The sequence below is a fragment of the Trichococcus patagoniensis genome (genome assembly GCF_003051085.1).
GTDB lineage: Bacteria > Bacillota > Bacilli > Lactobacillales > Aerococcaceae > Trichococcus > Trichococcus patagoniensis.
The window spans coordinates 1-25,569 of the sequence record NZ_QAOM01000014.1; the positions used below are offsets into that span (position 1 = coordinate 1).

The 25,569-nt window shown below is 44.7% G+C and carries 28 protein-coding genes; 24 read left to right on the plus strand and 4 right to left on the minus strand.

What is annotated here, in order from left to right; all coding sequences use genetic code 11:
• Positions 1 to 289: 289 nt before the first annotated feature.
• The 5 genes from C8U37_RS10165 (at position 290) to C8U37_RS10185 (ending at position 3,981) form a co-directional block, all read left to right on the plus strand.
• Positions 290 to 1,129, plus strand: a complete 840-nt coding sequence (locus tag C8U37_RS10165; protein ID WP_108033121.1) for an energy-coupling factor ABC transporter ATP-binding protein — start codon at positions 290 to 292, stop codon at positions 1,127 to 1,129.
• Positions 1,105 to 2,016: an energy-coupling factor ABC transporter ATP-binding protein gene (locus C8U37_RS10170; RefSeq protein WP_108033122.1), complete on the plus strand. Its 912-nt coding sequence runs from the start codon at positions 1,105 to 1,107 to the stop codon at positions 2,014 to 2,016. Before C8U37_RS10165 ends, C8U37_RS10170 begins: the two co-directional genes overlap by 25 nt.
• On the plus strand, positions 2,006 to 2,803 hold the full coding sequence (locus C8U37_RS10175; protein WP_108033123.1) for an energy-coupling factor transporter transmembrane component T family protein: 798 nt from the start codon (positions 2,006 to 2,008) through the stop codon (positions 2,801 to 2,803). The genes C8U37_RS10170 and C8U37_RS10175 overlap by 11 nt, the downstream gene beginning before the upstream one ends.
• A gap of 126 nt (positions 2,804 to 2,929) precedes the next feature.
• Positions 2,930 to 3,703, plus strand: coding sequence for a tRNA pseudouridine(38-40) synthase TruA (gene truA, locus C8U37_RS10180; protein ID WP_108033124.1), 774 nt, complete (start codon positions 2,930 to 2,932; stop codon positions 3,701 to 3,703).
• 11 nt (positions 3,704 to 3,714) lie between these two features.
• Positions 3,715 to 3,981, plus strand: a complete 267-nt coding sequence (locus C8U37_RS10185; RefSeq protein ID WP_108033125.1) for a chorismate mutase — start codon at positions 3,715 to 3,717, stop codon at positions 3,979 to 3,981.
• 287 nt (positions 3,982 to 4,268) lie between these two features.
• Here the strand turns inward: C8U37_RS10185 and C8U37_RS10190 are convergent, their stop codons facing one another.
• Complete coding sequence (locus C8U37_RS10190) at positions 4,269 to 5,384, minus strand: PLP-dependent transferase (protein WP_108033126.1); 1,116 nt, start codon at positions 5,382 to 5,384, stop codon at positions 4,269 to 4,271.
• A gap of 245 nt (positions 5,385 to 5,629) precedes the next feature.
• Between C8U37_RS10190 and C8U37_RS10195 the strand changes: the two genes are divergently transcribed.
• The 14 genes from C8U37_RS10195 (at position 5,630) to C8U37_RS10250 (ending at position 18,101) form a co-directional block, all read left to right on the plus strand.
• Positions 5,630 to 5,983: a hypothetical protein gene (locus tag C8U37_RS10195; protein WP_108033127.1), complete on the plus strand. Its 354-nt coding sequence runs from the start codon at positions 5,630 to 5,632 to the stop codon at positions 5,981 to 5,983.
• 197 nt (positions 5,984 to 6,180) lie between these two features.
• Positions 6,181 to 6,624 (plus strand): 50S ribosomal protein L13, encoded by a 444-nt coding sequence (rplM, locus tag C8U37_RS10200; protein ID WP_086627527.1) that lies wholly within the window; start codon positions 6,181 to 6,183, stop codon positions 6,622 to 6,624.
• A 13-nt stretch (positions 6,625 to 6,637) separates the two neighbouring features.
• The gene (rpsI, locus tag C8U37_RS10205; protein WP_086626929.1) at positions 6,638 to 7,030 is read left to right on the plus strand and encodes a 30S ribosomal protein S9; all 393 of its coding nucleotides are present in this window, start codon (positions 6,638 to 6,640) and stop codon (positions 7,028 to 7,030) included.
• 176 nt (positions 7,031 to 7,206) lie between these two features.
• Positions 7,207 to 7,335: a hypothetical protein gene (locus C8U37_RS14760; RefSeq protein ID WP_256327668.1), complete on the plus strand. Its 129-nt coding sequence runs from the start codon at positions 7,207 to 7,209 to the stop codon at positions 7,333 to 7,335.
• A gap of 251 nt (positions 7,336 to 7,586) precedes the next feature.
• Positions 7,587 to 8,477: a MurR/RpiR family transcriptional regulator gene (locus tag C8U37_RS10210; RefSeq protein ID WP_108033128.1), complete on the plus strand. Its 891-nt coding sequence runs from the start codon at positions 7,587 to 7,589 to the stop codon at positions 8,475 to 8,477.
• 224 nt (positions 8,478 to 8,701) lie between these two features.
• A complete protein-coding gene (locus tag C8U37_RS10215; protein ID WP_108033129.1) occupies positions 8,702 to 10,558 on the plus strand; it encodes a beta-glucoside-specific PTS transporter subunit IIABC in 1,857 nt (618 codons plus the stop codon).
• Positions 10,559 to 10,570: 12 nt separating this feature from the next.
• Entirely contained in the window at positions 10,571 to 11,995 is a 1,425-nt protein-coding gene (locus C8U37_RS10220) for a 6-phospho-beta-glucosidase (protein WP_108033130.1), read from the plus strand.
• Between the two features lie 239 nt (positions 11,996 to 12,234).
• Complete coding sequence (locus C8U37_RS10225; protein WP_108033131.1) at positions 12,235 to 12,648, plus strand: MarR family winged helix-turn-helix transcriptional regulator; 414 nt, start codon at positions 12,235 to 12,237, stop codon at positions 12,646 to 12,648.
• A gap of 19 nt (positions 12,649 to 12,667) precedes the next feature.
• Positions 12,668 to 13,306 carry a nitroreductase family protein gene (locus tag C8U37_RS10230; protein WP_108033132.1) on the plus strand — a complete coding sequence of 213 codons (639 nt, stop codon included), beginning with the start codon at positions 12,668 to 12,670 and terminating at the stop codon, positions 13,304 to 13,306.
• An 8-nt stretch (positions 13,307 to 13,314) separates the two neighbouring features.
• Positions 13,315 to 13,443 carry a hypothetical protein gene (locus C8U37_RS14765; protein ID WP_281257517.1) on the plus strand — a complete coding sequence of 43 codons (129 nt, stop codon included), beginning with the start codon at positions 13,315 to 13,317 and terminating at the stop codon, positions 13,441 to 13,443.
• Between the two features lie 333 nt (positions 13,444 to 13,776).
• Positions 13,777 to 15,228, plus strand: coding sequence for an MFS transporter (locus C8U37_RS10235; protein WP_211306178.1), 1,452 nt, complete (start codon positions 13,777 to 13,779; stop codon positions 15,226 to 15,228).
• Positions 15,229 to 15,804: 576 nt separating this feature from the next.
• On the plus strand, positions 15,805 to 16,203 hold the full coding sequence (gene tnpA, locus C8U37_RS10240) for an IS200/IS605 family transposase (protein WP_108033179.1): 399 nt from the start codon (positions 15,805 to 15,807) through the stop codon (positions 16,201 to 16,203).
• 10 nt (positions 16,204 to 16,213) lie between these two features.
• Positions 16,214 to 17,293 (plus strand): IS200/IS605 family element RNA-guided endonuclease TnpB, encoded by a 1,080-nt coding sequence (gene tnpB / locus C8U37_RS10245; RefSeq protein WP_108033133.1) that lies wholly within the window; start codon positions 16,214 to 16,216, stop codon positions 17,291 to 17,293.
• A 175-nt stretch (positions 17,294 to 17,468) separates the two neighbouring features.
• On the plus strand, positions 17,469 to 18,101 hold the full coding sequence (locus C8U37_RS10250) for a PI-PLC domain-containing protein (RefSeq protein WP_146161828.1): 633 nt from the start codon (positions 17,469 to 17,471) through the stop codon (positions 18,099 to 18,101).
• A 153-nt stretch (positions 18,102 to 18,254) separates the two neighbouring features.
• Here the strand turns inward: C8U37_RS10250 and C8U37_RS10255 are convergent, their stop codons facing one another.
• Entirely contained in the window at positions 18,255 to 18,749 is a 495-nt protein-coding gene (locus C8U37_RS10255) for a hypothetical protein (protein ID WP_108033135.1), read from the minus strand.
• Between the two features lie 188 nt (positions 18,750 to 18,937).
• On the opposite strand from C8U37_RS10255, the gene C8U37_RS10260 reads away from it, so the two are divergent.
• On the plus strand, positions 18,938 to 19,348 hold the full coding sequence (locus C8U37_RS10260; RefSeq protein ID WP_108033136.1) for a zinc finger domain-containing protein: 411 nt from the start codon (positions 18,938 to 18,940) through the stop codon (positions 19,346 to 19,348).
• Between the two features lie 48 nt (positions 19,349 to 19,396).
• On the opposite strand, the gene C8U37_RS10265 is transcribed toward C8U37_RS10260, so the two are convergent.
• Complete coding sequence (locus C8U37_RS10265; protein WP_108033137.1) at positions 19,397 to 20,614, minus strand: HAD family hydrolase; 1,218 nt, start codon at positions 20,612 to 20,614, stop codon at positions 19,397 to 19,399.
• Positions 20,615 to 21,084: 470 nt separating this feature from the next.
• On the opposite strand from C8U37_RS10265, the gene C8U37_RS10270 reads away from it, so the two are divergent.
• Genes C8U37_RS10270 through C8U37_RS10285 form a run of 4 tightly spaced genes read left to right on the plus strand, consistent with a single transcriptional unit; the run spans position 21,085 to position 24,059 of the window.
• Entirely contained in the window at positions 21,085 to 21,807 is a 723-nt protein-coding gene (locus C8U37_RS10270) for an amino acid ABC transporter ATP-binding protein (RefSeq protein ID WP_107995081.1), read from the plus strand.
• Between the two features lie 40 nt (positions 21,808 to 21,847).
• The gene (locus C8U37_RS10275; protein WP_108033138.1) at positions 21,848 to 22,681 is read left to right on the plus strand and encodes a transporter substrate-binding domain-containing protein; all 834 of its coding nucleotides are present in this window, start codon (positions 21,848 to 21,850) and stop codon (positions 22,679 to 22,681) included.
• Positions 22,681 to 23,403 carry an amino acid ABC transporter permease gene (locus C8U37_RS10280; RefSeq protein WP_106448914.1) on the plus strand — a complete coding sequence of 241 codons (723 nt, stop codon included), beginning with the start codon at positions 22,681 to 22,683 and terminating at the stop codon, positions 23,401 to 23,403. The genes C8U37_RS10275 and C8U37_RS10280 overlap by 1 nt, the downstream gene beginning before the upstream one ends.
• A complete protein-coding gene (locus C8U37_RS10285; protein ID WP_108033139.1) occupies positions 23,400 to 24,059 on the plus strand; it encodes an amino acid ABC transporter permease in 660 nt (219 codons plus the stop codon). Before C8U37_RS10280 ends, C8U37_RS10285 begins: the two co-directional genes overlap by 4 nt.
• 433 nt (positions 24,060 to 24,492) lie before the next feature.
• Here the strand turns inward: C8U37_RS10285 and C8U37_RS10290 are convergent, their stop codons facing one another.
• Positions 24,493 to 25,398 (minus strand): nuclease-related domain-containing protein, encoded by a 906-nt coding sequence (locus C8U37_RS10290; RefSeq protein ID WP_108033140.1) that lies wholly within the window; start codon positions 25,396 to 25,398, stop codon positions 24,493 to 24,495.
• Between the last annotated feature and the right edge of the window lie 171 nt (positions 25,399 to 25,569).

The following is a 25,569-nucleotide window of genomic DNA, read 5'->3' on the forward strand; positions in this document are numbered from 1 at the left end:
TCCATCGAAAATAGGATTAAATCGCTGGCACTCCTAAAGGCTTATGAACAATGGGTTGAAGAAAAGCACAATTTTTAATTACTTGTAAAGTGGTGATATATAAATAAAAGCGTTTTATTTCCGTGCTGTGTCAAGACAGTGGATGAAAAATAGGGAGGAGTAGTTTATACTTACTAAGTAGACATTCCTTTTCCGTATTTTTCATCTTTTTTTATACTTACCTGTCAATGGACCGGATGGACGGATGCGGACTTAAAGATTCAACAATAGAGAAAGTAGGATAGCCATCATGAATGAAATTATCGAGTTGCGCAATGTGACTTTTTCCTATTCAGAGGAAGATGCAAGACCGGCATTGAACAACGTTTCGTTAACAATCCAGCAGGGTGAATGGATCGCCATCATCGGGCCTAACGGTTCAGGCAAGTCAACCTTGGCCAAAACGATCAACGGCTTGATAGAAGCGAACTCCGGAGAAGTGATCATTGAAGGGATACCTTTGAATGCAGAGACGGTTTGGGACGTCCGCAAAAAAATCGGGATGGTTTTCCAGAATCCGGACAATCAGTTCGTCGGTTCGACTGTCCAGGACGATGTTGCGTTCGGTTTGGAGAATGTCGGTATTCCCCGCGAGGAAATGGTGAAGCGCGTTGCTGATGCAGTCGCGGCTGTGAACATGGCCGATTTCATGGACAAGGAGCCAGCACGTCTTTCGGGTGGACAGAAGCAACGGGTGGCAATCGCCGGGATCGTGGCTTTGTCCCCGGACATCATCATGCTGGATGAGGCGACAACCATGCTGGATCCTGAAGGCCGTCATGAAGTCATTCAGACTATCCAAGAAATCAAGGAAAAAGAAAATCTGACAGTGATTTCAATCACGCATGACATCGACGAGGCTGCGAAAGCGAACCGTATTTTTGTGATGGAAGCCGGGCAGTTGAAACGGATCGGCACGCCGGAAGAGATATTCAGCTTGGGCAAGGAAATCATCGATATCGGTTTGGATATCCCGTTCCCTGAGAAGCTGAAATACCAATTGAAGAGACAGGGACTGGAAGTTCCTGAAGAATATTTGACTGAGGAAGGGATGGTGAGTTGGTTATGGACATTACTTTCGAAAAAGTAGGCTATTCCTACTCTGCCGGAACGCCTTTCGAAAGCAGGGCCCTCTATGATGTGAACCTGAACATTCCGGACGGCAGCTACACGGCGCTGATCGGGCATACCGGCAGTGGGAAATCGACGGTCACGCAGCATCTGAATGCTTTATTGAAACCTACAGAAGGCAGCGTAATGATTGGTGACCGCATCATCACGAACAAGTCTAACAACAAAAATCTGAAGGACCTGCGCAAAAAAGTAGGGATTGTGTTCCAGTTTCCGGAGTCGCAACTATTCGAAGAGACGATCGCGAAGGATATCGCTTTCGGTCCAATGAACTTTGGCGTCAGTGAAGCGGACGCAATGGCGATCGTGAGGCGCGTGTTGCCTTTGGTCGGCTTGGATGAGTCCTTCATGGAACGATCCCCATTCGACCTCTCAGGGGGTCAAATGAGACGCGTAGCGATTGCCGGGGTATTGGCGATGGAACCGGAAGTGCTGGTCCTGGATGAACCGACCGCCGGATTGGATCCCGCGGGCAGACGGGAAATCATGAATATGTTCAATCAACTCCATATCGACAACGCACTGACCATCGTATTGGTCACGCATCAGATGAATGATGTCGCAACCTATGCGGATCATGTGGTCATCCTTGAGAAGGGCACGGTGGTCCGCATGGGGCCGCCTGCAGAAATTTTTCAGGACGCTGCTTGGCTTCAGGAGAAACAATTAGGCTTGCCTTCCGCACTGGCTTTCCTGGATACGTTGAGCCAAAAGACAGGCATCGATTTCGGAAACGAAAGACCGCTGCGTACGGAACAACTGGCGGCTGTGCTGATCGCCAAAATAAATGAGAACAAAGGCAACAAAAATGTCGCTAAGGAAGAGGGTGGCATAGATGTTGGATAAATTACTTTTCGGGCGCTACATACAAGGCGACTCGCTAGTCCATAGATTGGATCCGCGCGCGAAGCTGATCGGTGCTTTCTATTTCATCATCGTCATCTTCCTGGCCAATAACTGGCAGACTTATCTGATCATGACGTTGTTCACTTTCTTGTGCGTCATCCTTTCCGACATCAAACTGTCGGTCTTCTTGAATGGTGTGAAACCGCTGATTTGGTTGATCATGTTCACGGTATTGCTGCAGATCCTCTTCACACGGGGCGGGGAAACGTACCTGGAACTGGGACCGATCAGCATCACTTCGTTCGGGGTGATCAACGGGGCTTTCATCTTCATGCGCTTTGTCCTGATCATCTTCATTTCGACACTATTGACGCTCACGACGATGCCGTTGTCGTTGACCGATGCGATCGAAAAACTTTTGGGGCCGTTGAAACGCTTTAAGGTTCCTGTCCATGAAATCGCGCTGATGCTTTCCATCGCCTTGCGTTTCGTGCCGACATTGATGGATGAAGCTTCGAAAATCATGAATGCGCAACGGGCTCGCGGCGTCGAGTTCGGCGAAGGCAATATCGTGAAGCAGATGAAGGCCGTCACACCGATCTTGGTGCCGCTGTTTGTCAGCTCGTTCAATCGTGCCGATGAATTGGCGAATGCCATGGAAGCGCGTGGTTATCAGGGCGGGGAAGGCCGGACGAAATACCGCATCCTCGATTGGCAAAGGCTGGATACGCTGAGTATGCTGGCATTTGTCGCACTGACCGGGTTGTTGCTGTTCTTCCGATCTTGAGCGCATACAGGCGCAATTTGTAGCTATAGAACGAGTCTGGGGGCCGGGTAGTATTTCCGGTCCCTTTTAAAATAGAAAAAACCATAACCATACATCAGCAAGATAAGAAAGGGGCATACGCCACCTATGAGTGCACAACGATTCAAATGCATCGTGCAATACGACGGAACGGGTTATGTGGGCTATCAGGTCCAACCTAACGGCAACAGTGTCCAGACGGAAATCGAAAAGGCTTTAAAAAAAATGTCGAATGGGCAGATCATTCCGATCCATGCATCCGGCCGGACCGATTCAGGTGTCCATGCGCTCGGGCAAGTCATCCATTTTGATTACCCAGCTGCAATCAAGCCGGATCATCTGCTGCGGGCGTTGAACAGCTTGCTGCCTGATGACATTTTGATCACATCCGTGGAGTTCGCTCCAGAGGAATTCCATTCGCGTTACCATGCGATGGGGAAAAAATACATTTACCGGGTCGATCTCGATCGCTTCCCGAATCCCTTCAAACGACTGTATACAACGCATCATCCTTACCGCTTCAATATGGCGAATCTGGAGCTGGCCATCAAAAAACTGGAAGGCGAACATGACTTCACCAGTTTTTGTTCGACAAAAACGGATAAGACTGATCTGGTCCGGATCGTCTACGAAGCGAGCGTTAAGAAGGACGAGGAAAACAATGAGCTGGTCTTCACCTTCAGGGGCAATGGCTTCCTCTACAATATGATCCGCATTTTCGTGGGTACGCTGCTGCAGATCGCGGACGGTCTGAAAAAGGTCGAGGAAATCGACCGCCTTTTGGAAGTGAAGGACAGACGCCAAGCCGGACCGACAGCCCCGTCGCAGGGATTGTATCTCGTGGAAGTCTACTATGATGAAGAAAAATTAAGGAACGGATAGGGGGAAGGCCGATGTTTAAAAAAGAAAGAGCGGAGATCGATGCCATCGACCAGGAGTTGGTGAAGCTGTTCGAACGCCGGATGGATGCAGTGACCGAAATCGCGCGGATCAAGAAGGAGCACCAGCTGCCGATTCTGGACCAATCCAGGGAGGACCGGGTGCTGGATAAGGTGCGCGGGCTGACCGAGAACGAAGCCTATGAAGACAGCGTGGAAGACCTCTTCCGCACCTTGATGACGATCACAAAGGCATTCGAAACCAAACAGAATGAAGAATAATCAAGAATGCTGAAAAAACGGCTGTGGAAAAGACAGGATCTTTTCCACAGCCGTTTTTTTGGGTGTTTAAGTAATGGAAATCGGCGCCAGTTCCGGCGAGGCACCACTCACCGGAGGAAAGCCTCTGCAATCGGGTCCAGCTCCGATGAAGCAGCGCTCGCCGGAGCTGGAGAGCCGCTAACAGTCCGAACTCCGGCGAAGCCGTCGTTCACCGGAGAACAGAGCTGAAAACAGAAACCCCGACGAACGCAGCCGTTCGCCGGGGATTTTTGACATATTTGGTTATATCAGACTTTGGCAACAACCGCAGCCTTAGCGAAGGCCTGGCGCAAATCTGCAATCAGGTCATCCGCATCCTCGATTCCTGTCGAGATGCGCAGCAAATCGTCCGTCAAGCCATAGGATTCGCGGACTTCAACCGGAATATCGGCATGGGTCTGGGTGGTCGGATAGGTGATCAGGCTTTCTACGCCGCCCAAGCTTTCGGCGAAAGTAAAGATGTTCAGGGCATCCAAGACGGCAGGAATGCAGGCTTTATCATGGAGCGTGAAGCTCAACATGCCGCCTTTGCCCGGATAATGGACCGATTTAATCAGATCTTCCGATTCCAGATAGGCCACGACAGCCTGTGCATTCGTCTGGTGCTGCTTCATGCGCAGCGGCAACGTCTTCAACCCGCGGACCAAGAGCCAACAGTCGAAGGCGTCCAAAGTGCCGCCTGCCGTATTCAGTTGGAAAGCCAACTGTTCGCCAAGCGCTTTGTCGTTTGTCACGACCGCACCCGCCAACAGATCATTGTGGCCTCCGAGATACTTGGTGGCGCTGTGGACCACTATATCGGCGCCCAAATCCAATGGCCGCTGCAAGAGAGGGGTGTAGAAGGTATTATCCACAATCACCAGTAATCCATGTTTTTTGGCTATCTCAGCGACAGCCGCGATATCCGTTTCCTTCATGAGCGGATTCGTAGGCGTTTCGATGTAGACAGCGGCCGTGTTGTCTTGGATGGCCGCCGCGATGTCGAGCGGGTCATCGACATAAGTGAAGGAGTAGAATCCTTTTCGCTCCATGTCCTGGAAATAACGGAAGCTGCCGCCGTAAAGGTCCCTGGATGCAACGAAATGACTGTTGGCGGGGAAGATACTGAACGCGAGCTGGATGGCGCTCATGCCGGAGCTGGTGGCGAAGCCTTGGACACCGTTTTCAAGCACCGCCAAGCCTTCCTGAAGGATGTCCCTTGTCGGATTGCCGGTGCGGGTGTAGTCATAGCCGGTCGATTGACCCAAGCCGGGATGTCCATAAGCTGTGGACAAGTAAATCGGTGCACTGACGGCGCCGGTTTGCGGATCTTTTCTGTTGCCCAATTGCGCGAGATAGCTTTGAATATTGATTGTATCCATCATCGATTCCCCTTTTATAAGAAATGACATACATGGGTGTATTATCATTTTTTTATCATCTAAAATTAATGTTAGTGCAATGGTAGCATGAGGGCTTGAAGTGGTCAATATTTTTATGTATTTAAAGTCAGTGAGGCTGCGAGAAATAACCGATCACACTTGAACGGGAGAACTTATCAGGAATGATGTTAAAATTCCGAAACTCGCGTATAATGGATGTATAAGAACAAAAGAAGGAGAGTGCAAGAATGGTAACGTTCATCAAAGAACTCAAACGCATCCCACGCGGCGATGTGCCGGATTTTGTGGCTGCCGCTATGCCCCAATTTTATGAGGCGATCGGTTGCCCGAACGATGTGGTGCTTTCCGTGCAAGCCAGCATGGCGCATTACTCGATTCCGAAAAAGAATGTTTCTGCCGAAGAGTATGAAGCTTTTGAATTGACCATCACCAAAAAAGGCGAGTTTGTTTCGGTGGAAGACATCGTCAAAGATCCAAAAATCGTCGCAACATTCAAGCCTCACAAGACATCCGGCAAAGGCGCCTATCCATTTGTGCCGGCCGAGGTCATCGAGCAATTATATTTATATTTAAAAAAATGATCAGGGAAGGCTTCACTATCGCATATTGTGCGGTATGTGGAGCTTTTTTACGATGAAAAAGGTAAAATATTTCTTTTGAAGCGATTGACAATTCCTTTGGGATGTCGTATCATATAAGACGGTATTGTTTGCCCCACGATGAGCCCCGGAAACTCAATTGGATCAAACAGACAGAGAAGAATATGGAGGAAACAAACGTGCGTACAACATACATGGCTAAAGCAAACGAGATCGACCGCAAATGGTTCGTAATCGACGCGACTGACATCCCATTGGGACGTTTATCAACACAAGTTGCAACTATTTTACGCGGTAAAAACAAACCAACTTTCACACCACACGTAGATACTGGTGATTATGTGATTGTTATCAATGCAGACAAAGTTACATTAACAGGTAAAAAAGCATCTGACAAAATTTATTCCCGTCATTCAGGTTATCCAGGTGGGCTAAAACAAATTTCAGCTGGTGAATTACGTGCTAAGAATTCAAGAAAATTAGTTGAATTGTCTGTTAAAGGCATGCTACCTAAGAACTCTTTAGGTGCTAAACAATTCACTAAGTTACACGTATACGGTGAAGCAGTTCACCCACACGAAGCTCAACTACCAGAAGTTTTAGACATCACTAACCTAATTTAAGGAGGGAATTTCATTGGCACAAGCACAATATATCGCAACTGGTCGTCGTAAGAATTCGACTGCACGCGTACGTTTATTACCTGGCACAGGTAAAATCATCTTCAACAAAAAAGACATGGAAGAATACATCCCATTCGCTTACTTATATGAAGTAATCAAACAACCTTTAAACCTTACAGGTACTTTAGGTAGCTACGATATCTTCGTTAACGTAAACGGCGGCGGATTCACTGGACAAGCTGGAGCAGCTCGTCACGGTATCTCTCGTGCATTATTAGAAGTAGATCCTGACTTCCGCGGACCATTGAAAGCAGCTGGTCTGTTAACACGTGACCCACGTATGGTTGAACGTAAGAAACCAGGTTTGAAAAAAGCGCGTAAAGCATCACAATTCTCAAAACGTTAATATTTATTGTATCAACGTTTTCAAAAAAGTTTTTTGCTTCAATTTGGTTCAAACGACCAATTTGACAAATCAATTAACAGCCCTAAAGCATCGGCATTTTGCTGATGCTTTTTTTATGGCATCAATTCAATAGAATTAAAGTATGGAGTGTTCCATTAACAAAGGCGGTGTAAACAGTGAATCCAAAAGAAAAAATGTTAGAAATAATCAAGAATAAACAAGGCGGCGGAAGGTCCAAACAAATCGACACGCCAAAAAATGATATCAAGAACATGCGTAAAGGTCCAAAGATTTATAATAAGTAAGCGGATCTGCAACAGTTCATTACGCGAAACAGGTAAAATCATCTTCAACAAAAAAGACACTTTTCCGTTTTTGCGGAAGGTGTTTTTTTTATCAACGCATAGCATTACCCATCTCCTTAATATCTTTTATCTTGCCATGAACAAATAGCAAACTCAGTGCTTCGCTTCCAAAATAATTGAAAATTCGAGATATTCACGAAAATCGATTATAATGAGAAAAGTATCCAGCCATTTTAAGGAGTGAGGGATTAATGTATCTTTTTCAAAGAATTGAAGAAGCTGTGTTCAAGCAGAATGATGCAAGAAGAACAATCGGCGAATTTTTGTTGGCCAATCGAGAACAGTTACCCAAATACACAATGGATGAAATTGCAAAATTGACGTACACTTCTAAAGCTACTCTAGTGCGGTTTGCTAAATATTTTGAATATTCCGGCTGGACTGAATTCATGTATGCTTTTACTCATGAAGTGGCGCATTTTGAAGCAAATACTTTTGAAGTGGATTCTAATATTCCGTTCACGCGTTCAGCGGATACATTGGAAATCATTGAAAATATAGCCAATTTACGGATCCAAACGATTAAAGAAACAAGTTCTTTAATGTCGGCTGATGATTTAAGCAGAGCTGCCAAAATTATCAGCCAAGCAAACAATATAATCATTTATGGAAGAAGTCCGAATTCGTATTTTGGCGAATTGTTCAAGCGAAATTTAAATACGATTCATAAAAAAGCCTTTATGGCCGATGCCGATGAATCAGGACTCATTTCCAATACATTGACTAGTGAAGATTGTGCAGTGATTATCTCGTATTCTGGTAATAACGCAGATGCTTATCCAATGAGAAATGTTAAATGGCTTATAAAAAACCGTGTCCCCGTCATAAGCATCACCAGTGGGGGAGAAAATTATCTGAGAGACTATTCAACCATAGTTTTGAATATTTCAAGCAGAGAAAAACTCTATTCCAAAATTTCTAATTTTTCGACGGAAGAATCAATCTTATTCATATTGGATGTCCTGTACGCGAAAATTTTTGCCTTAGATTACGATCATAATATGGAGATTAAAATTCAAAATTCCCGAACTTTGGAAACAGGCAGAAAGACAACATTTAAAGATATTTCCGAAGAATTTTAAATCAAAAAAACCAAACGGTGCCATAATCGTTTTGTTTTTTTGATGGAAGTGAAACGAATTTTATGAAAAGGCTTTAATATCAAGGAAATGTGAAACAGATTTCGAGTTGTCGTGTACCTATTGGAAACGCTACCCCAAAGTGTTACATTCTATTCAGAAGAAATCTAATGTCTCACCGGTGAGAACATGGAACTTTCTTTAAATGGATGAAGGAGTTGGCTTACATGAGTAAAAAATATGAAAAATTGGCTCAGGATATTGTTGAGCAACTGGGTGGAAAAGATAATATTACGGATGCCTATCATTGCCAAACAAGATTACGGTTTAAATTAGCGGATGAATCAAAGCTGAACAAAGATAAGCTTGAAGCATTGGATGGTGTCACTAAGTACCTAAGCAATGCTGGTGTGCATCAAGTTGTCATCGGCACCCATGTGAAAGATGTTTTTGATGAAGTCGAGAAGAACATTGATGTTGTCTCTTCAAATGATAGCGTTCCAGAGAAAAAAGGTCCGGTTTCTGCAGTCATTGATTTTGTATCGGGTACATTTCAACCGGTTATTCCCGCACTATCTGGAGCAGGGATGGTTAAGGCAGTTTTAGCACTTTTAGTTGTTTCTAAAGTCATTACGAATCAGTCTCAAACATACTACATGTTGAATCTGTTCGCAGATGGGGTCTTCTTCTTCCTGCCGATGATCTTGGCATTCACAGTCGCTCAAAAACTTAAATGCAATCCTATTTTAGCAGCGTCCGTAGCCGCAATGATGCTGCATCCAAACTGGGGAGCACTTGTGACAGCGGGAGAACCTGTACATTTCTTTGGTGTTATTCCGTTCCGTCTAGCTTCGTACACTGGGTCGGTCATTCCGATCTTAATTATTATTCTCTGTCAGTCTTATGTCGAGAAGTACCTGCGGAAAATTATCCCGAAATCAGTGGAACTTGTATTTGTTCCAATGTTGACATTCCTTATCATGGGAACACTTGCGTTCTCGATCTTAGGACCAATCGGCAGCATTATCGGAGGCTACTTGGCTTCATTCTTCACTTTCCTGAGTGTAAATGCAAGCTGGGTGCCTGCAGTTCTGATCGGTGGTTTCTTGCCGATCATGGTTATGTTCGGTTTGCATAATGGCGTAGCACCATTGGGCGTCATGCAAATGGCTGAACTCGGATATGACAGTATTTTTGGACCGGGCGCATTAGTATCGAATATTGCGCAAGCGACTGCCGCTGCGGTCGTTGCGTTCCGAACGAAAGATAAAAAAACACGCCAACTGGCTGCATCAGGGGCCATCACGGCTTATATGGGGATTACAGAACCAGCTCTGTACGGTGTGAACTTGCCTAAGAAATATCCATTGATTTCCGCCATGATCGGTGGCGCATCAGGCGGCTTATACGCAGGCTTAACCAATACGCACCGCTTTGCAACAGGTTCTTCCGGTTTGCCTGCAGTGCTGTTGTACATCGGTGACGATACGATGAAATACTTCTGGAACATTATCATTGCCTTGATCATTTCAGCAGTTGTCACTGCGATTCTGACGTATATTTTGAGCTTCAAATTTGAAAAAGATGAAGTCGGTGGCGAAATCCCGGAAATGAAGGCAGTCATTTTAGAAGATACCCGTTTGAACAGCCCTGTTCCAGGGACCGTCATTCCTTTGAGTGAAGTTGAAGATGAAGCTTTTGCTTCGGAAGCGTTAGGAAAAGGTTTTGCTGTCGAACCGTCTGAAGGGGAAGTATTCGCTCCCTTTGATGGGGAGGTAGTTGCGCTTTTCCCTACCAAACATGCGATCGGCCTTGTATCTGATACCGGCGTGGAAATTTTGATCCATGTGGGCTTAAATACCGTTGAGCTAAAAGGGAAATATTTTGATGCCTTGGTCGAGGTTGGTCAAAAAGTCACGAAAGGTCAATTATTACTGACTTTTGACGTGAAGAAAATTCAGGAAGCTGGATATTCCACTCAAGTTCCTATCGTTGTAACAAATACGCCGCAATATTCATCTGTTGAGATGATCGCACAAGGAAATGTCAGCAAAGTTGAGAATGTACTGGTAATCAAAGTTTAAGGAGAGATTCAAATGGGATTAAGCAAAGATTTTTTATGGGGCGGTGCGACTGCTGCCAATCAAGCAGAAGGTGGCGTACTTGAAGGTGGACGTGGTTTATCCAATATAGACTTAATGCCAACTGGACCGGATCGGAAAAAAGTTGCCGCAGGTGACCTGGAAATGCTTGAATGGAAAGAAGGCTATTATTACCCTGCCAAAGAAGCGATTGATATGTATCACCGATACATGGAGGACATTCAACTATTTGCAGAAATGGGTTTTAAAGTCTATCGCATGTCTTTATCTTGGTCCCGGATTTTTCCTAATGGAGATGATCTGGAACCGAATGAAGAAGGGCTTGCTTTTTATGAGTCAATCTTTCATGAGTTGAAGAAACATAAAATCGAGCCTTTAGTAACCATTGCTCATTTTGATGTACCGGTCCATTTGATCAAAGAGTATGGTGGTTGGAAAAACCGTAAATTGGTAGAGTTCTATTCCCGCTATGCAGAGACTGTCCTGAAGAGATACAAAGGTTTGGTGAAATACTGGCTGACCATCAATGAAATCAATATCCTGCTGCATTCACCGTTTGTGGGTGGCGGGATCGTATTCAAAGCAGGCGACAACAAACTGGAGATCAATTACCAAGCAGCGCATCATCAATTGCTTGCCAGTGCTTTAGCGACGAAAATTGCGCATGAAGTTGATCCGGGAAATATGGTTGGGTGCATGTTGGCAGGCGGGAGTCATTATCCGTATACTTGCAGACCCGAAGATTATCAGGAAGCGATCAATCGCGATCGTGAAGGTTATTTCTTTATCGATGTACAGGCCCGCGGAAAATACCCCAATTACGCATTGAAGAAATTTGAACGAGAAGGATTGAACATTCAAATGGAAGCAGGCGATCATGCTATTCTCGCTGCCTCACCAGTAGATTTTGTAACGTTCTCCTACTATTGCTCAAGAACCGTCAGTGCTCATTCTGAGGATTATGCACAAGCAACCGGGAATTTATTCCCATCGATCAAAAATGAGCATTTACCATCAACGGAATGGGGATGGCAAATAGATCCATTAGGATTGAGAAATTCATTGAATCAAATGTATGATCGTTATCAAAAACCATTATTCATTGTAGAAAACGGATTGGGCGCTATCGATATCCCAGATGAAAATGGCTATGTGGCTGACGATTACCGCATCGACTACCTGAAAAAACATGTCCAAGCTTTAAAAGATGCCGTAGAGATTGATGGCGTCGAACTGCTAGGATATACAACCTGGGGATGTATTGACCTTGTTGCCGCAAGCACCGGGCAAATGAGTAAACGTTACGGATTTATTTATGTCGATCGCGATGACGAAGGCAATGGTACGTTGAACCGTACCAAGAAAAAATCGTTTGAATGGTATAAAAAAGTAATTGCTACAAATGGTGAAGAATTATAAAAAATCTCAGAGAATCAGCTGGAATTTTGTCGTCACTTTAGAAAAATGAAAAATGTATAGTACTTCATAGGATTCCATTCGGAAGAGTGGGGTCTTTTTCCTTTATATATTAAAATGGACAAGTTTTCAAGCAACTTACTTTACAAAAGTTAGTTGCTGTCTTATGATTGATTAATCAACAGTTGATAAGTCAATTGTTCGATCAGTCCTGAAAATCCGCATAATCGAGGTGAATGTTTATGAACTTGAGAGAAATCAGCAGGTTGCTTTATCAGATCAAGCTCACAAATCAGGAAATCAATACGCTGTTCGAAAAAGAAACAGGCTTCAGTTTGACGCGGTATGAGATGCTGATGTTCCTGAAAGACAAAGGAACTTGCTCCCAAAATCAGATCCAGACAGAAATGAAGATAGACAGTGCCGCAATCACGCGCCATCTGAAAATATTGGAACAAAAGGGCTATGTTATTCGGAAACGGAACATTGAGAACAACAGAGAGGTCTTTGTTCAATTATCAGAGAAGGCAATCCAAGATTTGGAAGCTTGTGGAAAAGAACATGATCAGGAGAAATCTTTTCTATCGCTGTCATTAAGTGATGAGGAAGCAGAACAATTGTCCCAGTTGTTAAACAAACTATACTTGAAAAGATAAAAAGAAAGAGGCTATAAACATGACAAACAAACTTATCAACAACGATTTTTCGGATATCACATTCGGAAGAAAATCAATCCGTCTTTATGATGAAAATTTTAAAATCAGCCAAGAAGAAATGCTGGAAATGATCCAGGAAGCCACGACGACGCCATCATCCGTAAACATGCAACCTTGGCGTTTTGTGGTTGTTGAGAGCGAAGAAGCAAAAGCCAATTTGAAGCCGCTCATCCGTTTCAACACAAGACAAAATGACACTTCATCGGCCATGGTACTGATATTCGGAGATATGCAATGCTACGAGTATGGAGAAGAAATCTACGGCGCAGCCGTCGAACAAGGGAAAATGTCTGCGGAAATCCGGGACCAACAATTGGCTGCAATCATTCCTTACTACAAGAATTTTTCAAAAGAGCAGATGAATGATGTTGTAAAAATCGATTCAAGTTTAGCGGCAATGCAGTTCATGCTTGTGGCCCGTGCCCATGGCTACGACACGAACCCTATCGGTGGATTTGAAGCGGACCGATTGGCAGAAGCAGTTGATTTGGACAAAGAACGGTATGTGCCGGTCATGATCTTATCTATCGGTAAGGCAATGGAAGAAGGCTACGAATCCGTACGGTTTGCGCCGGGAAAAATAACTAGTTTTAAGTAGGTGGAGAAATGATATTAATAAATGCAGAATTTTATATTAAACCCGATAAAAAACAACAATTTTTAAAATGTGCTGATCGGCATCGCAACCTTCATCCTGGCGTTTGTGTTGACGAACGTGCTGGTGATGGGGAATAAAACAATTGTGACGAAGGTCAAAATACAACGTTAATTATCAGACCAACTATCCCTCTTAATATGTGGATAGTTGGTCTATTTGTCATCGCTTACATCGTTGGTGGAGCAAGAATATGACAGATAAGGTGAAAAACGTTCACAAATTGTTAATAATAAATCCGTTGTGTGGGCAAAAAATGCGTGGTATATTTTGTGTGTAAATGTTACGTCGTTTCATTTGAAAACGTTTATCGTTTTTTAATTGCAACTTAGTATCGCATAGTGATATTATTTCTATCCATTTTATCAACTGGTTCGGCGTCGTTTTATCAATATAAGAAAAGGGGTCATGAAATGCAACACGAAAGCGCAAAAAAAGTACAAAATGTAACCGATGACAAAAAGAATGTAAGGGAATTCGGATTACTGGATAAATTAGCCTATATGTCGGGGGACATCGCAAATGATTTGTTCTTCATTTTTTCAAGTTCTTTCTTGATGTTGTTCTATACAAAAGTATTGGGAATCAGCGGGGCAGTTGTTGGTACGTTGTTCTTGTCAGCACGGGTTGTCGATGCTTTTACGGATATGGGGATGGGACGTCTCGTTGATACGCTGAAGCCTTCTAAAGACGGCCGCTTCAGAGTTTGGATCAAACGCGTAGCACCATTCGCTGTTATTGCAGGTTTCCTGATGTTCTTGTCAGTTGTCCAAAACTGGTCCATGACTGCAAAAATCGTCTACATCTTTGTGACTTATCTGTTCTGGGGCAGCATCTGCTACACCGCGATCAACATTCCTTATGGCTCGATGGCATCCGTCATCAGCGAAAAGCCTGAAGATCGTGCTTCACTTTCTGTATTCCGCAGCATGGGAGCCAGTATTGCCAGCATCTTCATTTCCTTCTTTGTTCCATTGTTCGTCTATACGACTGACGCAAATGGCGCACAAGTGGTTATTCCGGAACGTTTCACGATCATTGCAGCTATCTTTGCAGTTCTAGCTTTTGCGCTTTATCAGTTCTGCTATCACTTTACAATCGAACGCGTTCAGATTCCGCAAAAACCGGAATCAGAAAAGCAGTCTTTCGGTAAAGAAATGGCAACTATCGCAAAAGGTTTATCCACAAACCGTGCGTTAGGCGGCATCATCGCAGCTGCAATCTTCCTGTTGTTGTCCATGCTGTTGGTGAATACGATGAATGCGTATCTTTATGCAGACTACTTCAACAGTTCCAAGACATTGGCTGTAGCCGGTATCCTAGGTACTATCGGAACATTGATGCTTGCCCCTTTTGCAAACAAAATCGCTTCTCGCTTCGGTAAAAAAGAATCAGCGACAGTAGCGGTCTTCTCGTCCGCTTTTGTGTATGCAATCTTGTTCTTCATGCATACGCGCGACGTTATGGTGTTCTTACCGATGGCTTTTATTGCAAGTCTTGGGATGAACTACTTCAACGTGATTATCTGGGCATTCATCACGGACATCATCGATTACCAAGCTGTTAAGACAGGTAATGCTGATAGTGGAACGGTATACGCAGTCTACTCGTTCTCAAGAAAACTAGGACAAGCATTGGCTGGCGGTTTAGGCGGATTCGCTTTAACTGCAATCGGTTATGCATCAGCAGCTGCAACGCAAGACGCGGCCGTCCTTGATAGCATCTACGATGTGGCTACACTCGTACCAGCTATTGGTTACACATGTGTTGCACTATGCCTATGGTTCATCTATCCGCTGACAAAAGAAAAAGTTGCAGAAAACGTCGCTATCTTGGCTGAACGCCGTAAAGCAGCAAAAGAATAAAATTTGACTATTAAATAGGCACCATCCTGTTGAATCAGGGTGGTGCCTATTTTTTTGGATAGTTGAGTGCCATCTCCGGCCAAGCCACCCTTTGCCGGAGATGGCACCCCAATCTCATGATCAGCTCCGGTGAACATAGTCTGACCGGAGTTGAGGTCCTAAGCATATAGTCTTCACCGGCCAACCGAGTCTTCACCGGAGATGGCGACCGTTGCAGCCAAATCCAAAACAACCACCCTATTAATTGAAGCTGTTTGTTGGCGCAAAACTTGCATTCACACAAAAAAATACAGTGTTTACAAAAAAATGATATGAAATTCGTAAATATTTCATTGTATTTTGACAGGATATTTACAAAGCCTTGGTATAGTGGATTAGTAAATATAAAGAGGAAGGGAGCATCTGCATTGTCCTATTTAACATAATTCCGAAAGAAGTCTCCCACTTCTAAGCGTTTTGGTGCGAAGCACCAGTGAAAGTGGGAGATGAATTTCGGTCAGGCGATAGCCTGAAATTAGACACCTTTCTCCCTACACTGTATAATCAGTAGTAAAAGATAGAAAGGCTGTTATGTTTATGAAATTAGACAATAATAACCATTCAGTGTTCCTGCTGTATTATCATCTTGTTCTGGTCGTGAAATATCGAAGAAAAGTTATCACTCCGACTATATCTGATTATGCGAAGGAGATGTTCGTGAGAATCGGCAAGGACTACAATATCCATTTGGTAGAGTGGAATCACGATGCAGACCACATCCATATTCTGTTCAAAGGTCAGCCCAATACGGAACTCTCAAAGTTCATCAATGCCTACAAGAGTGCCAGCTCCCGATTGGTTAAGAAAGAGTTTCCGGAAATCAGAAGGAATCTTTGGAAAGAGATGTTCTGGTCGAGAAGCTTTTGCCTGCTCACGACAGGCGGAGCGCCGATTGAAGTCATCAAAAGATATATTGAAAACCAAGGCATGAAATGAGGTGAGAAAAATGTTAAAAGCCTACAAATTCAGGCTCTACCCGACGGACAGCCAACAGGTTTATTTCGCAAACTGCTTCGGCTGCGTCCGCTTTGTCTACAATAAGATGCTGAACGACAAAATCGAACACTACAAAGAAACGAAACAGATGCTGAAAAATACGCCGGCGCAGTACAAGGAGGCGTTCCCCTTTTTGAAGGAGGTGGACAGCCTGGCCTTGGCCAATACCCAGCAAAATTTGGAAAAAGCATACAAGAACTTCTTCCGCGACAAGTCCGTCGGCTTCCCGAAATTCAAAAGCAAGCACAAGTCGAACGCCTCCTACACCACCAACAATCAAGGTGGGAATATCCGCATCGAAGGCAAAAAAATCAAGTTGCCGAAAATCGGCTTCGTCAGAATCAGGCAGCACCGGGAATTCGAGGGTGTCATCAAATCTTGCACGGTTTCCATGAGCAGGACCGGCAAGTACTTCATTTCCATTTTGGTCGAGCGGGAAGTCCCTGAATGGGTACCAGCGGAGCACAAAATCGGTATCGATCTGGGCCTTTCCGATTTTGCTGCCACCACCAACGATGCGGGTGAATCTGTGAAACACGGGAATCCGCGCTGTTTACGCAAAACGGAAAAGCAAATCAAGAAAGCCCAGCGGGCGTTGTCGCGCAAGCAAAAAGGCAGCAAAAACTGGGAAAAAGCCCGCCTCGTATTGGCGAAGAAGCACGAAAAGATCGCCAACCAACGCAAACATTTCCTGCATGACCTCTCCAACAAGCTGACGGACGAAAACCAAGTCCTCGTCATCGAAACATTGAGAAGCTCCAATCTGATGAAAAACCATCGATTGGCGAAAAGCATTGCGGACGTCAGTTGGTTCGAGTTCGGCCGGCAGTTGGCCTACAAAGCTGAATGGAAAGGCCGAACACTCATCAAAGCGGACAAGTTCTACCCATCCAGTCAAATCTGTTCCGCCTGCGGTCACCGGGACGGCAAGAAGGCTTTGCACATCCGGGAATGGACGTGTCCGGCATGCGGCGCTACCCACGACCGGGACATCAACGCCAGCAAAAACCTCTTGGCTTTGGCCAAGTAAAAGAAAACTACTGAGGCAGGTACTGCCTTTTGAGCCTACTCAATATCCGTTCCCTCTGCCTGCAAAGACATGCGCAGGTAAGGAAGGAGTTCGTAGGAAGCTCCCACTTCAAGCGAAAATCCGCAAGGATTAGCTAAGTGGGAGTAGTTCACCAGCGCATTCCGGCAGTGATGGATTGGCTGATAACAGTATGGAGTTTGTTGCTTTCTTCAGCAACAAGCAGGATGTTTCAGCCATCGAAGTCGATGTTCGGATGAACAGGGAACACCGACTTGTTCTGCACCACGAGACATTGGAGAAGGGACAGGATTATGTCACCTTGGAAGATGTGTTTGCATATATCGCAAGAGAAAACAGTCCAATCCGCATCAATTGCGACCTGAAGGAAGCGGGTCTGGAAGAGGCCGTATACGAATTGGCCGACAAATATGCTCTATGGCCTCAAGTGGAGTTGAGCGGGACGGTGGCCTGCAGCTATCTGGCAAAATGGAGCAATCAGATTTTGATGAACATCGAAAACGGAATGGATGATGCGCTCCATGGCGAACATATCGGCAGATGGGGAGAAAATGTGTTGCTCGAAGCTTTAAGCAAATTGTCCCGCAGCCAGGCGAAAGTCATCAACATCAATCATCAGTTGTTTACCGATGCCGTGCAGGAAAGAGGCAAGCAGTTGGCTCTGGAATTTTCCTTGTGGACCGTGAACGACTTGCCTGCGATCGGAAATTACGAAAAGGAAAACATCTACAACATCACGACCAAGAAAGCCTGGACCTACATCCAACAGAAAGGGGTGCAGACCGGATGAAATACCTCAACCCGAAACTATGATCATCCGTCACACTTCTGCCGGAGAAATTGCGCCAGTTCGGATTCAAGGGTGAGCGAGCCTGCCATTCCGCACGTAAAACAAAACAAACAAGGGGCGCACTCACCTGAGAGACCCCTTGTTTGTTTTGCTTCATTCAAACTGGATAAAAATGTCCAGATCATACGCCGTATAAACTGTTTCGACTATTTCTGAAGCATCTGACCAGATTTTGAAGCGTCCTCCGGTGACATAGACAAATGCGGTGAAATCATTTTTGCCGTAATAGGGGCTTATTTCGTTCCACTGTTCTGCAGGAAGTTTTCCCAAGGACAGGCCTTCAATGATCAAGTTGCCGTCTTTGATTGCCACGTTCACCGTCGTGACTTGTTCGTATTCATAGATTCGCCGCTTTATCCGGGCGATCGCTTCATCCTCAAGGCTTCCGAACGGTTTGCAGAAGGGATCTTCCAGGATGATGCGCTCTGCAACTTTCTGGATAAGGCTGTTATCCGCGAACAGTGCACTGCTTTTCCAGCGTGTCTGAAACAGTATTCGGCCAACGCCGTCGCGTGCTTCTCCGGAAGCTTCGGCAACCGGCTGGGCCTTTTCTTTTGTACCTTTTTTGAAAAAATCGCGTATGCCCATGATACACCTCCGTTCGTTTATCAATGTTCCTTCCATTGTATCACAGAGCCTCCTTGATCCGCTCGTTTTCAACTATTCTTAACCTTTGATAACGATGCATTGTGCTATAATGGGACAATAGTGCACGTTCTTGGATTCTACGTTTCAGTACGAGGGACATGCCAGCGAAGCGATAAGGGGATAATATATTGGAAAAATTGAAAAGAAAACTAATGACTTTCATGCGCGGCAGATACGGTGCCGATCAGCTTTACAATGCATTGATCATTTCCGGGATGGTGCTGTACTTTTTGGGTGCAACGATAGACTTTGGTGTGTTGGTCTTCGTAGCGCAAATCTTGATTTTCTGGGCGCTGTTCCGGGTCTACTCAAAAAAAATCTACAAACGCGCTGAGGAAAATCGTAAATTCCTGAAATGGTGGCAGCCGAACCAGAAAAAGCTTAAATTATTTTTCAGAAGATTCAAGGAAATCAAAGTGGCCCGTTTCCGCAAGTGCCCTAACTGCAGGACGACATTGCGTTTGCCTGTCAAACGCGGCAAGAAGACAGTGAAATGTCCGACCTGCCATCAAAAATTCGAATCGCGCATCATTATATAAATAAAAGAAGCCCCGCACAAATTCAATTGTGCGGAGGCTTCTTTTTGTCTATGCTTCGTGGATGAGTACTTCTTCTTGAGTTCCCAAAAGGATCGTCTTTTCGGAAGGACGTAGGCTGCCTTTGTTTTCGTCCCGTCCCTGCAGAACGACGCGCGGGTTCTCGTCCTCGATTGTGCGGAAAGCTTCGCGCGCCAATTTTTGGGTGTCATCATTCATGTAGCGGTTGAACAGGACGCAGAGTTTGGCGTCCTGCAGTTCCATCATCATATCGTAGTCGCCGGTGCTATCCCCGAAGAGCATCAGCGGCTGTTTTTCGTTGTGATTAGGCATCAGTTGCTCCGTGATGACAGCTGTTTTGCCGGGACCTTTGGTGATGTTTTTACCTGGTTGCATACACGGTTGGATCAGACCGTTTTCATCCTTGTTGTAATACATGCCGATGACATGCTCGTTGTCCAATCCGTACCCGAAGTCCGGATGCGTTGCGGCGACTTGGACGACATCGACAGGTGAAGCCGAAATGACATAGACGACGATACCGTTCGCCTTCAGGACGTGATAAAGCTCCTTCAATTCGGTAGGGAACGCCAAGCCTGTATCGTAATGAGATACGATGACGCCGGCTTTGCTAGGCAATTCAGCCGGGCTGGTCAAGGTCACGCGTTCAAATTTGCCGTACTGCAACCAATAAGAGATGGATTGGTAAGCCAGTTGGCGCAAATCTTCGCTTGTGCGCTGTGCGAAAAGATAGGTCATCCAAGGATAGCCGGCTTTCCGCTTGAAGTCGCCGTTGATGACCGTGTAGAACAGACGGATTTTTGCGGCGAACTCTTCATAATAAGAAGATTTTTTTGCTTCTTCAAGAGAAAGAGTACCGCCTTGCATAAAGCCTTCATATTGCTTATACAACCAAGCATAGGCCACTTTGATATCGTCAGCGATGTTGCCGATAGTGGCAAGCGGATTGGTCTTATCAAGGAGCGTGTCCTCTGTTGCACCGACATTCTCGAGGCCATCCGTCAAAATCGCATGGAACTGATCGGGAGTCAAACGGTAATCCAAATGCAGCAACATGTAAAGCATCAAAGTATCCTCTATGTCCATGATGGCGGAAGTATTGTCGAAATCAAATACAACATAAGGAGGGTCAGCTGGGTCGAATGAGCTGTTTTGGTTCCCGTAGGCAGCGATGACAGCATTCAGCGCTTGGTGCGTATGCGGTGCCCAGTTTTTGGAAGAAAGAATTTTATTATGTTTTTCTGGCAAAGTAAGTACCCCTTTATCATGGAATTTTCATCTGCAGTCATTTTATCAAAAAACAACTGAAAGATATACTGAAATGTGCCCATTTCGGTTTATCAAACCAAGAACAGTGAAATGAAATGAGAATTACTGATAAATTGTCCGTCAGATAATTTATTACAAATACCGCTATTTTTCCCAAAAGGCTTCATTTATGCAGATTTATTTTTTATGAAAGGTACCTTCGTGGAAGGGTTTCTCATATAACAGGCATAAAATAGGCAGTTTTTAACGAAACACGAAAGATACCTGAATTACGTGTTAGAAAACCTAACATTTCCGCGGAATAATTTAATTGATTTTTAATCATGCTTTCATTATAATTTTGCTTTATGGTATAATAATAAGAAGCGGTCCTTTCTTGACAGGGACCCAATCCATGCTCTTGAAAAAATAGCAGTATGATGACGAGCACAAAAGGGGTTGAGGCAAAATTGATTAAGTTAGAGCACGTAAATAAGTATTTCGGCGCCAACCATGTGTTGAAGGATATCAACCTGGAAGTTGCCGAAGGGGAAAAAGTGGTCATTATCGGGCCTTCTGGTTCAGGTAAGAGTACAACGGTCCGTTGCATGAATTTCCTCGAAGAACCTACAGACGGAAAAGTTTTTATAGATGGCACAGAAGTCACAACTAAAAACAAGTTGGATATTGTCCGCCATTCCTCTGCAATGGTTTTTCAACAATTTAATCTTTATCCACATATGACAGTGTTAGGGAACCTGATAATCGGCCCTATGAAGCTGCAAGGGAAATCCAAAAAAGAAGCGGAAGAAATGGCTTACGAATATTTGGATATCGTTGGCTTGCGCGAAAAGGCGAATGTTTATCCTTCAACGCTTTCAGGCGGACAGCAACAACGGGTAGCGATCGCAAGAGCGCTTTGCTCACAGCGGAAAATCATTCTTTTCGATGAACCTACTTCAGCATTGGATCCTGAAACGGTTCAGGAAGTATTGGACGTCATGATCAAACTATCCAGCATGAACATCACGATGGTTGTCGTGACGCATGAAATGGGCTTTGCGAGACAGGTTGCCGATCGGGTCATCTTTATGGCTGATGGCATGATTGTAGAGGAAGGCACTCCGGAGCACTTCTTCGATAATCCGACACATGAGCGGACGAAAGCATTCCTTGGTAAAATTTTAAGATAACCGAACTTTTCGGAATACAACATTATAGGAGGAATTTGGTATGAAAAAGAAAAATCTTTGGGTTTCATTATGTTTATCAGCTGCATTGTTCTTGGGTGCGTGTGGCAGTGACGCTACGGATACGGCAGATTCTGCAGCTGGATCTGCAACAGATGCTTCCGGTCAAGTGACTGTAGAGTCAATTAAAGAAGCTGGCGTATTGAAGGTCGGCGTTAAAGAAGATGTACCAAATTTTGGATTAAGAAACACTGAAACAAACGAGATTGAAGGTTTTGAAATCGATATCGCTAAGAAACTCGCTGAAGAAATTTTAGGCGATGCGGAAGCAATCGAACTGGTACCAGTAACCGCCAAAACGCGTGGTCCATTATTGGATAACGGTGAAGTGGATATGATCATCGCAACTTTCACTGTAACAGAAGAACGTAAAGAAACATATAACTTCTCTGATGCTTATTACGTGGATGCAGTCGGCCTTTTGGTTAAGAAAGACAAAGGCTATGCAGGATTGGCTGACATGGACGGCGCTACAGTCGGGGTTGCCCAAAGTTCGACAACAGCAGATGCGATTGCTGCTGAAGCTGAACAATATGGCATCACTTTGAGCTATTCAGAATTCGCGACTTACCCAGAAATCAAAGCTGCTTTGGATTCCGGCCGCGTGGATGCATTCAGCGTGGACAGATCCATCTTGGCTGGCTACTTGGATGATTCAACTCAAATCCTGAAAGATCGTTTTGCTACACAAGATTATGGTGTTGCGACCAAAAAATCAAACACAGAATTGGCAACGGCTGTTAATGACTTAATCACTGCATGGGGAGAAGACGGCACTCTTGATGCATTGACTACAGAGTGGGGATTGGGCGAATAATGAGAAGTACCAATCCATTCGCTCTCTGGCGTTGGGAAAGCCTTCTTGAAAACAGCAGCGACTTTGGAGCCGGATTTATCCGTACGCTCCTAGTCGCTGTGTTGGCGTTATTGCTGGCTTTGGTCATCGGGGTTGTCGTGGGGACCATGTCCACGGCAAAAGGCCGATTGCCTCGTGCTGTTGCCAGAATATACGTAGAAATGTTTCAGAATATCCCGTTGCTCATCCAAATCTTCTTCATGTATAACGGGCTTGCCATGGCAGGCTTGGTGTTGAGTGAATTTACAATCGGGGTAGTCGGTGTAGGTATATATCACGGTGCCTATATCGCTGAAGTCGTTCGTGCAGGTATCCTCGCTGTTCCGAAAGGCCAAGAAGAGGCAGCTTACTCAGAGGGCTTCAACTACATCCAAACAATGCGTTACGTCATCTTGCCGCAGATGGTCAAAATCATTTTGCCGCCTTTGACCAATCAAGCCGTCAACTTGATCAAGAATACTTCCGTATTGGCGATCATTGCCGGAGCGGACCTGATGTATGTAGCCGATTCTTATGCTTCCTCAAGTCTGAACTACGGTCCTGCTTACGCAGTAGCCGGTTTGCTTTACTTCCTGCTTTGCTTCCCGCTTGCAACATTTGCGCGGAAATACGAGCAAAAACTGAAAGACAATGATTCTGTTGTCGTCAACGTTGTCGTAGATATTCCGGAGGTGATGGAATGATGGAATCGATCAGAACAGTCTTCACACCATCGAATGTGTCGTTCATGATGGAAGGATTGAAACTGGCATTGCTGATTTCGGTCGGCGTCGTCATCCTTTCGATCATCTTCGGTACGGTATTGGGCCTGTTGCGTAATTATGATAAAAAGTTCTTCGGAAAGTTGGCCGGTGCCTACATCGAGCTCTTCCGGAATACACCGTTACTATTGTGGATGCTTTCATGTTCATTCTTGATACCGGGCAGCACGATCACCTTGAAAGGGTCTTTTGCCCTGTTCCTGTACACGTCGGCTGTCGTAGCCGAAATTGTGCGCGGCGGATTGAATTCGATACCGAAAGGGCAATTTGAAGCTGCCCACTCCCAAGGTTTTTCATTCATGCAGTCTTTGTGGTACATCATTTTGCCGCAAGCCTTCAAGAAAATTATCCCTTCGCTGTTGTCGCAAGTGATAACTACAATCAAGGATACTTCTTTCTTGGCCGGTCTGGGGATCATGGAATTCACAAGAAGTGGGCAAGTTATCCTCGGAAAAGTGACAAAAACTTCAGAAGTGTTTTTGGTCTATGGCTTCCTGGCTTTGGTCTACTTCATCATCTGCTTCACGCTTTCGGCAGTCGTCAGAAGCTGGCACAAGCGCAATGCAGAACATGCTTAACAATATGAAAAGCCCCGGTCTACAGCGTTGCGTTTGCAACGCTGCAGACCGTTTTTTTGTCGTGTTGGAGGTGTTGCGCAACGGATTGTCCGATAACCGGGCGGAATCGGACAAGCGGCGATCAGATGTTCTGCGAGTTGTCGGATAACCCGAAAGAATCGGACAACCGTAGAGCAATCGTCCTAGGAGTTGTCGGATAAACGAAAAGAATCCGACAACCGTAGAGCAATCATCCTAGGGGTTGTCGGATAACCGCAAAGAATCCGACAACCAGAGAGCAATCGACCTGGGAGTTGTCGGATAACCGCAAAGAATCCGACAACCAGAGAGCAATCGACCTGGGAGTTGTCGGATAAAGTATGACATTTGAGTAGCAGCTTTTTCTAGAACAAGCTGCTATTGTAAACCAAAGAAAGACAGGGCTGAATTTGTTTCAAATGTAGTAACGACCGCGATTTTTTCCTATCATTCGATAATTTTTCTTGAGAATTCTATATACGCGCATGTCGTTGCCACAACTACACCAATCCATCATGCGGCTGGATGTCAATTTATCTTCCGGGAATAATGTGCGAAAGTCCTCGATGCTTGATTGGATAGCCTTTTTGACGTTTATTTTGTTTCCACATTTGTTGCAAGCTTGGAAATATCCACTGAAATTCTCCGCTAAAGTTCCGCATTCTGGGCAAGTGATGCCTTTGCTTAAATCGGAATAAGTATATTGCGTCTTTTTTCTTGGATAGCTTGGATCATGGAGATTCGTTAGCATTTCAGCCAACTTAATTTGCTCTGTATTTAGTTCTGCAGGTGCTTGGATGTTACGAAAATGACCAGGAAGCTGACTAAGAAGTATAAAATTGGAGTCATTTGGCATACCCAGCAAGGTGAATTCCGGATTGACAAAGACAACATAGGCCTCAATCTTCAACGAAAATCCTTTTTCTTGTAGTAAAAGTTCCAGACGTACTTTCGTTTTCTGCAGTTGTAAGGATGGATTCTCCAATGCTGTTCCGGTTGTTTTTGTGAATTTCTCCGCTCCCCATTTATAGATACCTTCAAAATTCTTGATTTCATACAGAACAAGCAGATTGGTGCGAATCATTAATGCATCTACTTGGAAAGGAGCACGCCTTATTTCTAACTGAAGATCATTCAGAAAGAGATGGTCTAATTTGAATTGCTTGGTGTACGCATCAAATACGAGTTCCCCTTCGAAACCTTTTTTCAGATTGAGGAAATAATAGTAATCATCTCTGGATATCTTTGTACGAGTAAGTAATATTTCTAAAATGCGTAGATGTTCTGGCTTAATCCGTTCTTTGTACGCGATAACAATCACCTCATTTTATATTGGTATTACTAGAGTAAATATACGCAAGTAAGTGCGGATATATTTAATGTGAACAGTTACTATTCCGGTTGTCCGATAAGCCGGAAGATTCGGACAACCGGAGCCTTCACACTTAGAGAAATGTCCGATAACCAAAAAAAATCCGACAACCTGAGCGCG